This is a genomic window from Rhodococcus sp. (in: high G+C Gram-positive bacteria), assembly GCF_049286785.1.
Classification (GTDB): Bacteria; Actinomycetota; Actinomycetes; order Mycobacteriales; family Mycobacteriaceae; genus Rhodococcus_F.
Genome location: NZ_JBAQEO010000162.1, coordinates 1 through 9,846 on the forward strand (window position 1 = coordinate 1; position 9,846 = coordinate 9,846).

13 protein-coding genes are annotated in these 9,846 nt (G+C 67.2%); 8 read left to right on the plus strand and 5 right to left on the minus strand.

The genetic code is table 11. The features are described 5' to 3' along the window. Positions 1 to 496 (minus strand): NUDIX hydrolase (locus tag WAW17_RS06645; protein WP_422332211.1); only part of this gene is annotated, 496 nt, incomplete at its 3' end. Between the two features lie 61 nt (positions 497 to 557). Between WAW17_RS06645 and WAW17_RS06650 the strand changes: the two genes are divergently transcribed. From WAW17_RS06650 to WAW17_RS06660, 3 genes are all read left to right on the plus strand, one after another. Next, positions 558 to 1,544 carry an ADP-ribosylglycohydrolase family protein gene (locus WAW17_RS06650; protein WP_422332212.1) on the plus strand — a complete coding sequence of 329 codons (987 nt, stop codon included), beginning with the start codon at positions 558 to 560 and terminating at the stop codon, positions 1,542 to 1,544. Between the two features lie 74 nt (positions 1,545 to 1,618). Continuing rightward, on the plus strand, positions 1,619 to 2,128 hold the full coding sequence (locus WAW17_RS06655) for an O-acetyl-ADP-ribose deacetylase (protein WP_422332213.1): 510 nt from the start codon (positions 1,619 to 1,621) through the stop codon (positions 2,126 to 2,128). Positions 2,129 to 2,263: 135 nt separating this feature from the next. Next, positions 2,264 to 3,082 carry a crotonase/enoyl-CoA hydratase family protein gene (locus WAW17_RS06660; RefSeq protein ID WP_422332214.1) on the plus strand — a complete coding sequence of 273 codons (819 nt, stop codon included), beginning with the start codon at positions 2,264 to 2,266 and terminating at the stop codon, positions 3,080 to 3,082. Between the two features lie 24 nt (positions 3,083 to 3,106). Here WAW17_RS06660 and WAW17_RS06665 read toward each other — a convergent pair whose 3' ends face one another. Beyond that, a complete protein-coding gene (locus tag WAW17_RS06665; protein ID WP_422332215.1) occupies positions 3,107 to 3,916 on the minus strand; it encodes a HugZ family protein in 810 nt (269 codons plus the stop codon). Positions 3,917 to 3,970: 54 nt separating this feature from the next. After that, on the minus strand, positions 3,971 to 4,639 hold the full coding sequence (locus WAW17_RS06670) for an SIMPL domain-containing protein (protein WP_422332216.1): 669 nt from the start codon (positions 4,637 to 4,639) through the stop codon (positions 3,971 to 3,973). 141 nt (positions 4,640 to 4,780) lie between these two features. Between WAW17_RS06670 and WAW17_RS06675 the strand changes: the two genes are divergently transcribed. Both WAW17_RS06675 and WAW17_RS06680 read left to right on the plus strand, forming a co-directional pair. Next, entirely contained in the window at positions 4,781 to 5,248 is a 468-nt protein-coding gene (locus tag WAW17_RS06675; RefSeq protein WP_422332217.1) for an NfeD family protein, read from the plus strand. After that, positions 5,245 to 6,093 carry a slipin family protein gene (locus tag WAW17_RS06680; protein ID WP_422332218.1) on the plus strand — a complete coding sequence of 283 codons (849 nt, stop codon included), beginning with the start codon at positions 5,245 to 5,247 and terminating at the stop codon, positions 6,091 to 6,093. Before WAW17_RS06675 ends, WAW17_RS06680 begins: the two co-directional genes overlap by 4 nt. A gap of 35 nt (positions 6,094 to 6,128) precedes the next feature. Here WAW17_RS06680 and WAW17_RS06685 read toward each other — a convergent pair whose 3' ends face one another. After that, positions 6,129 to 6,902, minus strand: coding sequence for an IclR family transcriptional regulator (locus WAW17_RS06685; RefSeq protein ID WP_422332219.1), 774 nt, complete (start codon positions 6,900 to 6,902; stop codon positions 6,129 to 6,131). Between the two features lie 209 nt (positions 6,903 to 7,111). On the opposite strand from WAW17_RS06685, the gene WAW17_RS06690 reads away from it, so the two are divergent. The 3 genes from WAW17_RS06690 to WAW17_RS06700 all read left to right on the plus strand — a co-directional run bounded on the left by WAW17_RS06690 (position 7,112) and on the right by WAW17_RS06700 (position 9,550). Further along, complete coding sequence (locus WAW17_RS06690; protein WP_422332220.1) at positions 7,112 to 7,876, plus strand: CoA transferase subunit A; 765 nt, start codon at positions 7,112 to 7,114, stop codon at positions 7,874 to 7,876. Beyond that, positions 7,873 to 8,544, plus strand: a complete 672-nt coding sequence (locus WAW17_RS06695; protein ID WP_422332221.1) for a 3-oxoacid CoA-transferase subunit B — start codon at positions 7,873 to 7,875, stop codon at positions 8,542 to 8,544. Before WAW17_RS06690 ends, WAW17_RS06695 begins: the two co-directional genes overlap by 4 nt. A gap of 127 nt (positions 8,545 to 8,671) precedes the next feature. Continuing rightward, the gene (locus tag WAW17_RS06700; RefSeq protein WP_422332222.1) at positions 8,672 to 9,550 is read left to right on the plus strand and encodes a sulfurtransferase; all 879 of its coding nucleotides are present in this window, start codon (positions 8,672 to 8,674) and stop codon (positions 9,548 to 9,550) included. Positions 9,551 to 9,633: 83 nt separating this feature from the next. Here WAW17_RS06700 and WAW17_RS06705 read toward each other — a convergent pair. After that, positions 9,634 to 9,846 (minus strand): putative quinol monooxygenase (locus tag WAW17_RS06705; RefSeq protein WP_422332223.1); only part of this gene is annotated, 213 nt, incomplete at its 5' end.

Genomic DNA, 9,846 nt, shown 5'->3' on the forward strand with positions numbered 1-9,846 from the left:
CGGTGAACGATTCACCCAGCAACCGGGCCGGGTCGACTTGTTGGGTGTACCGGGCTCGCAGATTGTCGACGGCGAGTCGCACCATGTCGTCGTGATCGAACGCCAGGCTCTGCTCAGGTTTGCCGTCGATCACCCGCACGAGGACGGCATCGTCGGAGAGTGCCTCGAACGGGACCGCCGCGGTGTGGGCCATCGAGATCACCCAGCCCCGTTCGTCGCGGTCGGGATCGTCGAATACGGCCAGCTGATGGAACTGGATTCCCGACAGGCCGGTCTTCTCCCGCAGCGCGCGCTCGGCGGCGTCGGCGAACCGTTCGCGGCGTCGGCCGTCGGCGTGCAGGAAGGTTCCGGGCAGTGCCAGCTTCCCGAGGCGGTGTTCGACCACCAGCACCTGCAGCGCGTCGTCGCAGTAGGTGAGCACCGCGGTGTCGACTGCCGCCGACGGGTGCTCGTAGTCCGCTAGTCGCTTTCCGTTCGAATCCATCCATTCGGGCACTGTTGCATGTTATCTCATTGCTGATCTATTGTTAGCGCATAGTTGATCAAAGGGGTGTGAGATGAAGGTGGCATCACGGCAGTGCGATCGTGCCGCGGGAGTGTTGCTCGCGACGGCCGCGGGCGATGCGCTCGGCGCCGGCTACGAGTTCACCCATCCGGCGACGGACGCGTCGATCGACATGATCGGCGGGGGACCGTTCGAGTGGGCGCCCGGGGAGTGGACCGACGACACATCGATGGCACTGGCCATCGCCGAGGTCGCGGCCACGGGAACGGACCTCCGGCAGGGTGCAGGACTGGATGCCATTGCCGGCCAGTTCGTTCGATGGTTCGACTCGCGCCCGAAAGATATTGGCAATCAGACCCGTTCGGTGCTCTCGCACCGTCCGGGCAGCGCCGATGAGATGCGACGGCGGGCCGAGGCCCTGGCCGGGCGTAAGGCCGGCAACGGGTCACTGATGCGCACCGCACCGGTCGCTCTCGCGTATCTGGACGACGAGGCAGGATGCCTCGACGCGGCGCTGCAGATCGGTGCCCTCACGCACGACGATCCGACGGCCACGCAGGCCTGCCAACTGTGGACGTACGCGATTCGTCACGCGGTGGTGCACGGGACATTCGATGGGGTTCGTGGCTACCTACAGGTCACGCCGTCGGAGGTTACCGAGTTCTGGGGACCGCTGCTCGATCAGGCCGAACACGGAGCACCCGCAGATTTCGCGAACAACGGGTGGGTGGTCCATGCCCTGCAGACCGCGTGGTGGGCCATCACCTCCACCGATGCCTCGGACGCACGGCATCTGCAGCGGGCTCTCGAGGCCGCGGTCCGCGCCGGCGGAGACACCGACACCACCGCGGCGATTGCGGGCGGGTTGCTCGGCGCCCGCTGGGGAGCGTCCGCCGTCCCGGCCCGCTGGCGTCGGATCTTGCACGGCTGGCCCGGATACACCACCACGGACCTGGTGCGCTTGGCCGTGAAGACCACGAATGGCGGGCGCGACGGAGCCGGCCCGGTACTCGACGTTGCTAGGCCGAAACCCGAATAATGTTCTCGACACCATGGTTCGGGCGGAACTCCGGCAGGTAGCGAGCACGTCCGACATCAATTCAGGAGAGTTGCATGACCATCATCGACGTCGTCGAGGGCGACATCACCCGGCTGACCAGGGACGCCATCGTCAACGCGGCCAACTCGTCGCTCTTCGGTGGCGGGGGAGTGGACGGGGCAATCCACCGGGCCGGTGGGCCGGAGATCCTCGCGGCCTGCAAGAGGTTGCGGTCCACGACGTTGCCCGACGGTCTGGCCGTCGGAGCTGCCGTGGCGACCACTGCCGGGAGAATGCCGGCGCGCTGGGTGATCCACACCGTCGGCCCGCGGTACTCGCACCATGAGGACCGCTCACACCTGTTACGTGCGGCATACACGCGGAGCCTCGCGGTCGCGGACACGCTCGACGCCCGGACCGTCGCATTCCCGCTGATCTCCGCAGGTGTGTACGGCTGGCCCAAGGCGGATGCGGTGGAGCAGGCAGTCAACGCGATCACCTCCGCGGGCACCGATGTGGAGATAGTGACCTTGGTGGCGTTCGACGACGACACCGCGGCACTCATGCGCAGCGCGCTCCGGTAGGGGAGCCGCCGCGCATGCTTGCACCGGCACAGGCGACCGGTGCCGTGTGTAGCGATTCTCCGACGACTCCTGAAAGCTGGTGTTGGAAATTCCTCGTCGCCACGGGGAACCCAATCAGGGAGCGAGGACCTTTCCGTGACAGAGCCGAATCGGCGCGACTCCGACGTCTATACCGAATGCGCCGGTGGAGTGACCACCATCGTCCTGAACCGGCCGGATCGCAAGAACGCCGTCGACGGTCCGATGGCAGCCCAGTTGCGCGGGGCATTTCAGGAGTTCGACGCAGACGACTCTCAGCAGGTGGCGGTTCTGTGGGGTGCAGGCGGAACCTTCTGCGCGGGAGCCGATCTGACGGCGGTCTCCGATCCCGCGCGTGTTCACGAACTGGACCCCGAAGGCGGCGGCACGGGACCGATGGGTCCCACTCGGATGGTGTTGTCCAAGCCGTTGATCGCAGCTGTCAGTGGTTATGCGGTGGCCGGGGGCCTCGAATTGTCCTTGCTCGCCGACCTGCGTGTCTGCGAGGAGAGCTCGGTCTTCGGCGTGTTCTGCCGCCGCTGGGGAGTGCCGCTGATCGACGGCGGAACGGTGCGGCTACCGCGAATAGTGGGACAGGGGCGCGCACTCGACATGATCCTGACCGGGCGCCCCGTCGACGCGCAGGAAGCGTTGTCGTTCGGGCTCGCAAACCGGGTGGTGCCGGACGGTCAGGCGCTGGCTGTTGCGCAGGACCTCGCGCGCCAGCTCACCGTGTTTCCGCAGCTGTGCATGCTGGCAGACCGCGCATCCGTCTTCCGGTCATTCGATCTGCCGCTCGCGGAGGCGCTCAGGGCCGAGGGTGTCGCCGGCAATCCGATCGTGGCCGCCGAGGGCGCCCGCGGAGCGGCCGAGTTCGCGGCCGGTGCGGGACGCCACGGGCACTTCGAGAACCCCGCACCCGATTCCCCAACGTGAACGTGTTCAGGGTGCCCCGTTGGCTCAGGAGTTGCCGGCCCCTTGAGCTTGACGCGTCAAAGCAACTGATGCAGCCCGCAACTCGTCGATCGAGTTCAGCGGAGACTCGTAACCGACGCGTGTCATGGCGACTCCGCGCGGCGTGGTGACCCTGAGGTCCAACCCGTAGCGATCGGCACCCTCGCAGGTGGCGGCGGTCGCGTCCGGGAAGCCGCCGAGTTTCTGGCCCATTGCCAGCACGGCGTCCGCATGGTCGGCGTTGAGGTGTGCGATCGCGCGGCCGGCCGACGGGGTGATCGGGTCCGCCGAGGCCTGGGCGTATGCCTCGGCTGTGGCCGAGTCCATCCGTCCGTATCCGCCCACCCACCGAACCCGCTGCACCCGCAGAACCCAGAGCGAGAAGTCGCTGAAATCGACGTACACGTGCGCGGCCGGGACGGCTGCCAGATGGGCCTCCCGAGCAGCAGCGAGTTCGTCGCCTTCCGGTCGCTCGACGAACCCGGCGAGCGTGATCCGGGTGCTGGCCAGCGGATCGGTCGGTGGAGCCGGAGCAACTATCGCAATACTGGCGCGGGGATCGTGCGCGAGGTTGCGACCGTGCTCGGCCATCTGCGATACGCACAGCACCGGGGCGCCGTCGAGCAGGCCGTACGTCACGAACGACGCCCAGGGGTCGCCGTCCTTGGTCAGGCTCGCCAGAGTGCCGATGTTGGTCGACGCCGCGACCGTCCTGGCCTCCTCGGCCGCGGACGGGCGGGTGGGGTTCACGACCTCCGTCAATGCCGGTGGAACGGTCGGGGCGTCGCCGGGATCGCCGTGATCTGTGTTGGTCATTGCCCGAACGTTACGCGGGAGTCCAGAAGGCGGCTGCCCGGATGGACCTCCGACTCACCACGCCTCGAACCTTGCGTGCACGTCGGCGGTGAGGGTGATGTTCTCCGGCTTCAACGCAATGGGCTCCGCTGCCCCGCCCGCAGCGAAGACGCGTGCTCCAACACCGCCGTGATACGACGACGAATCCACACCGAGCATGCAGGGGTCGGCGATGGCCACGGGATGAACACTGCTGCGTCCCACACTCTTCGCATAGGTCTCGGCTTTCGACTGGGCATCTCGGATCGCCAGCTCCCGTACGCCGGCGATGCGGGCCGCCCGACTCTTGGTGGTGAGCGCCCAGTCGAAATTCCCGATGTTCACTCCTTCGAGCGTCGACGCGGAGTCGACGAACGCGCCGATCGCCTCGAGCCGACTGAACTTCACCTCCAGCGCGGCCTCGGCGCGGTACACATACGGCAGCTGAAGGCCGTCCTGATTGAACGGCCGGTGCCGGGAGTGCCGCACCTGATCGAGCGACCACCAGTTGATGGGGCCGTGGTCGCTGTCGAACCGCTCCGCGATCAGGGCGGTGAGCTGCTTGACCGTCGCGGTGGCCGTGGCGACGGACCGTTCCACGTCGCCCGTCTCGATCCGGACGACGAGCGACACCGTGCACCGCTCGGGCGGAAACGTCGCTTCACCATGGCCGGCGACGGTGACGACAACAGGACTCGTGTGCATGAGGTGAGTGTGGCAGAGCGGGAGCCGATTGCCCCTGGCATGACCCCGCAAACTCGCTTACGGTTGAAGGTGAGGGCCTGATCGCCAGGTGGCTGTGCGGTGCGGCCAGGCTCTCACGAACGTGATCGTGGGTGACGAGAAATGGCCGCGTTAGGTGTACTGGCCCTGATACTGGGTGTGCTGCTCATCGTCGTCGAGGCCCACGCGCCCACCGCCGGGGTGCTCGGCGGGTTGGGTGCACTGGCATCCGCGGCGGGTGTGTGGCTGCTGTTCACCTCCACCGATGTGGATCAGGTCGTCGCGGTTCCGGCCACCGTGGGTGTGGCGGTGGTGGGCCTGGGTGTGACCGCGGTGGCGGGCCGGAAGGTGCTCAGGTCGAGTCGGGCACCCGTACGCACCGGGGTGCAATCACTGATCGGTACCGACGCGACGGTCCGCACCTGGTCGGGACGCCAAGGGCAGGTCGAGACCACCGACGGCCTGTGGCGGGCGCAGGTGCGCTTCGGTGACGACGAAATGCCCACTGCCGGGGAATCCGTGATCGTCGAACAGGTTCGTGGCCTCACCCTCACCGTGCACCGCCGCGAACCGTGGGAGTTGCCGTTATGACCACCATCGTCATCGCCCTCTTCGTCGCGATCACCCTCCTCGCGCTGCTCGCGAGCAGCGCCGTGCGGGTGCTGCGGGAGTACGAACGGGGTGTCGTGTTCCGGCTCGGCCGACTCATCGACCTCAAGGGCCCCGGTCTGGTGTTGCTCATTCCGGCCATCGACCGCATGGAACGAGTCAGTCTGCGGACGGTCACGTTGAAGATTCCCGTCCAGGAAGTGATCACCCGCGACAACGTGCCCGCCAAGGTCACGGCCGTCACCTATTTCCGGGTGATCGACGCGAACCGGGCGATCGTCGAGGTCGAGGACTTCCTCGCGGCCACTTCGCAAATCGCGCAAACCACGCTGCGCTCGATTCTCGGTAAGGCCGAACTCGACGCCCTGCTGTCCGAACGGGAACGCCTCAACGAAGACCTGCAGAAGGTGATCGATCAGCAGACCGAACCGTGGGGCGTGAAGGTCACCACCGTGGAAATCAAGGACGTCGAAATTCCTGCCAACATGCAACGGGCCATCGCCCGCCAGGCAGAGGCCGAACGTGAGCGTCGCGCGAAGGTGATCAACGCGGAAGCCGAGTTCCAGGCCTCGGCAAAGCTCGCCGACGCCGCCGACGTGATCAGCCGCAATCCCACCACCCTGCAACTGCGGTATCTGCAGACGCTGGGGGAGATGGGCGGCGAGAACAACTCCACCATCGTCTTCCCGCTCCCACTCGACCTGGTTCGCCCGTTCCTGACGGCGGAGGGCAGCAGCGAAACCCGCGAAGGCGAGCCGGCCGCCGAACCGCCGCAGCTGGAGATCAAGCGGGCCGTCGAGCGTGCGGCTCAGCACATCCGGAACTGAGCAGGCCTGCGTGACCGGTCCTCGAACGATCGTGCCTACCCGCGCGACTGCAGAAGTTGTGAGAGCACGTGCGCCTGCTCGAGGAGCATGGTGCCCAGTTCGTGATGACGTTCGGGACGGAACCGTGTCTCGACACCCGTGAGGCTCAGCGCCCACGCCGGTCTGCCGTCCCGGTCGAACACCGCCGCGCCCATGCCCCAGCTGCCCTCGACGATCAGCCCCGGATTCACCGCGTACCCCGTCTGACGGGTGCGGGCGATGCGTTCGCGCAGCGCATGCTCGCTGTGGTCGGCGCCCCACCGCGGCTCCAGGTCGGTCCGCGCAAGGTAGTCGTCGATCTCGCGATCGGGAAGATGGGACAGTATCGCCAGTCCCGCCGAGGCGACGCCCAGCGGAAAACGGATCCCCTCGTGCAGGACGTGTGAGCGTAGGGGGAAGCTGCCGTCCTCGGCTGCAATGCAGACCGTCTCGTCTCCGCGCCGAGCCGAGAGGAAGGCGCTCTCACCGGTCTCCCGTGCCAGCCGGTCGAGGACGCCACGGGCATGGGTGGTGATGTCGTAGCGGGTCGCGGCGGCCGCACCCAGCAGGTAGAGCTCGGGGCCCAGGGCCCACCGGCCCGTCTTGGGATCGCGGTCGAGAAGGCCCTCGTCGGCCAACGACGACAGCAGCCGGTGCGCTGTGGGACGGGCCAGCCCGGCCTCGCGTCCGAGCACCGTGGTGGACGCGCCGGTGGGCTCGTGCGCCCCGACAGCCCGCAGCAGGGCTCCGACCCGTCCTACGACATGGGGTCCCCGTGTCTCCTCGTTCATCTGTCCGATCATAGCGTTCACTCAATGAACGGAATGGACCGTGGCGTCCGGGCGGCGAACAAGATGTCATGGATCTCGTAGAAACGCTTGAAACAGCAGGACGTGCACGTTCTACTGGGTGCTGCGTCGCCACGGCGGCAAAGAAAACTGCCTGGAGATCGGAACATCGGCGTCTAGCGAATGGACGCAAGTTGCGAGAAGGGAAGACGATGGCAGGAAAGGTTCACGATTCCGCGGCAGCGGCGGTTGCGGGCATCACGAGCGGGGCATCGCTTGCGGTGGGAGGGTTCGGGCTCTGCGGCATTCCCGATGCGCTCATCGCCGCCCTCGAGGAAGCAGGCGTCGACAATCTCGAGGTCTTCTCCAACAACTGCGGAGTGGACGACCACGGACTCGGAATTCTGCTCTCCGCCGGACGGATTCGACGCGTCACGGCGTCGTATGTGGGAGAGAACAAGGAGTTCGCGCGCCAGTACCTGGCCGGGGAACTCGAGGTGGAACTCACCCCGCAGGGCACCCTCGCCGAACGACTGCGCGCAGGCGGTGCCGGTGTTCCGGCCTTCTTCACCCCCGCAGGCGTCGGCACTCCCATCTCCGACGGCGGAATGCCGTGGCGGTATTCGCCCGACGGCTCCATCGCGGTCGCCTCGCCGCCGAAGGAGACGCGCGTGTTCGGCAGCAAGCGCTACGTGCTGGAAGAGGCGATCAACGCCGACTACGCGCTGGTCCACGCCGCAATCGGGGACACCGACGGCAACCTCGTCTTCGACAAGACGGCCATGAACTTCAACCCGCTCGCCGCGATGGCCGGCAGGATCACCATCGCTCAGGTGGAGACGCTGGTCGAGCCGGGCGAGATCGATCCGGCGCAGGTGCATCTGCCGGGCGTGTTCGTCCAGCGCATCGTGCACACCGGACCTCAGAACAAGCGAATCGAGAAGCGCACCGTGCGCGCGGAAGGAAGCCCGTCGTGACCGCAACAGTCCCCGTCACCGGCTGGACCCGTGACCAGATGGCGGCTCGCGCCGCCGCCGAGATGATCGATGGCGAATACGTCAATCTCGGAATCGGGCTGCCGACGCTCATTCCCGGCTACCTCACCGACGATGTTCGCGTGATCCTGCACTCCGAGAACGGCATCCTCGGCACCGGCCCGTACCCCACCGAGGACGCGGTCGACGCTAACCTGATCAACGCGGGCAAAGAAACCGTCACCGTCAATTCCGGTGCCGCATACTTCGATTCGGCGCTGTCGTTCGGAATGATCCGCGGCGGCCACATCGATACCGCCGTCCTCGGCGGCATGCAGGTCTCGCGCACCGGTGACCTCGCCAACTGGATGGTTCCCGGGAAGATGGTCAAAGGCATGGGTGGGGCGATGGACCTGGTCCACGGCGCCGAGCGTGTCATCGTCCTGATGGAGCACACCGACCGCGACGGCAACGCCAAAATCGTCGACACGTGCACCCTGCCGCTCACCGGCCAGGGCGTCGTGAACCGGATCATCACCAACCTCGCGGTGATCGACGTGGTGGGCGACGGCACACTCGCCCTGCGTGAGGTCGCACCCGGTGTCACCGTCGACGACGTCCAGGCAGCCACCGGCGTGCCGTTGGTCGTCGACCTCGACCCGGCCGCCTGACTGCGTTTCGGCTGGATGCGCTCCAACGCGCCAGAGTTTTGTTCGTGGTGATTCCTTGCCTGCCACCCGATTATCCCGCGGGCTAAGGTGGGCCATCCAAACATTGCTCGAGCACAAGGAGATTCACGTGAGCAGCGGATTCCCTAATTCGGTCCAGGTCGATTGGCTGCGTGAGCACCAGCGCGACCCGAATCTCGTCATCGTCGACTCGTCCACCCACCTCACGCTCCCTGCCGACGGTTCTTACACCGTCGAACCGGGCCGCGCCACCTTCGACGCCGAGCACATTCCCGGTGCGGTCTTCGCCGATCTGCTCACCGACTTCGCGGACCCCGAAGCCTCGCAGCCCTGGACCGTTCCGTCGTCCGAGCGATTCGCTGCAGCGGCCGGCACCCTCGGTATCGGCGATGGCACCCGCGTGGTGGTCTACGACCAGCACGACGGGTATTGGGCCACCAGATTCTGGTGGCACCTGCGCCTCGAGGGATTCGACGACGTCGCCGTACTCGACGGCGGATTGCCTGCGTGGCGTGCTGCCGGACACCCCGTGACCGACCGGCCCGCCGAGGTGACCCCCGCGTCGTTCACGCCGCGCAGGCGACCCGAGCTGCTGCGTTCGACGCAGGAAGTGCGTGACGCGATCGACGACGAGAGAACCGTGATCGTCAACGTCCTCGACCCCGAGACGTACAGCGGCGAGCGCAGCACCTACGCCCGCAACGGGCACATTCCCGGCAGTGTCAATCTGCCCGTGTTCGAGCTGAAGGACCCGGAGACCGGTGCGCTCAGGCCGGTGGAGGACCTGCGCACGCTCTTCGAACAGGCAGGCCTGCTGGATCCGGCAGTGACTCCGGTGACCTACTGCGGAGGCGGCATCGCGGCGACCGGTGTCGCGCACGCGCTGGCGCTCGCCGGACGCGGTGACGTCGCCGTATACGACGGCTCTCTCACCGCGTGGACGGCCGACGCGTCGCTGCCGCTGGTGGTGGGGACCTCGCCTCGCTGAGGCACCGCACCGCCACCTCATCCTCGGCGCCGTGATGCGGGCACCCGGGTCATCTTCCCGGGCGCCCGCATCGACGTGGCGAATCAGACGGTGTCGTCGGCCGTGTACTTCGCGACGGCCGGGGCACCCGCGAGCAGTGGCCCCAGGTCGGTGATCGCGCCCGGACCTGCACGGAAGGTGCGGTAGGCGGCGTCGTGCTCCTCCGACTCCCAATTCTCGATCAGCAGCCAGTGTGCGGGATCGGACGAGTCGACCAGCACCTCCACACCCAGGCAGCCGTCGAATGCGCGCGTCTC

What these genes read in the sequence shown, in the direction of transcription:
- WAW17_RS06650 (WP_422332212.1), top strand. Translation starts at nt 558, where the DNA reads ATGAAGGTGGCATCACGGCAGTGCGATCGTGCCGCGGGAGTGTTGCTC.
- WAW17_RS06685 (WP_422332219.1), bottom strand. Translation starts at nt 6,902, where the DNA reads ATGAACGAGGAGACACGGGGACCCCATGTCGTAGGACGGGTCGGAGCC.
- WAW17_RS06670 (WP_422332216.1), bottom strand. Translation starts at nt 4,639, where the DNA reads ATGCACACGAGTCCTGTTGTCGTCACCGTCGCCGGCCATGGTGAAGCG.
- WAW17_RS06675 (WP_422332217.1), top strand. Translation starts at nt 4,781, where the DNA reads ATGGCCGCGTTAGGTGTACTGGCCCTGATACTGGGTGTGCTGCTCATC.
- WAW17_RS06680 (WP_422332218.1), top strand. Translation starts at nt 5,245, where the DNA reads ATGACCACCATCGTCATCGCCCTCTTCGTCGCGATCACCCTCCTCGCG.
- WAW17_RS06665 (WP_422332215.1), bottom strand. Translation starts at nt 3,916, where the DNA reads ATGACCAACACAGATCACGGCGATCCCGGCGACGCCCCGACCGTTCCA.
- WAW17_RS06690 (WP_422332220.1), top strand. Translation starts at nt 7,112, where the DNA reads ATGGCAGGAAAGGTTCACGATTCCGCGGCAGCGGCGGTTGCGGGCATC.
- WAW17_RS06655 (WP_422332213.1), top strand. Translation starts at nt 1,619, where the DNA reads ATGACCATCATCGACGTCGTCGAGGGCGACATCACCCGGCTGACCAGG.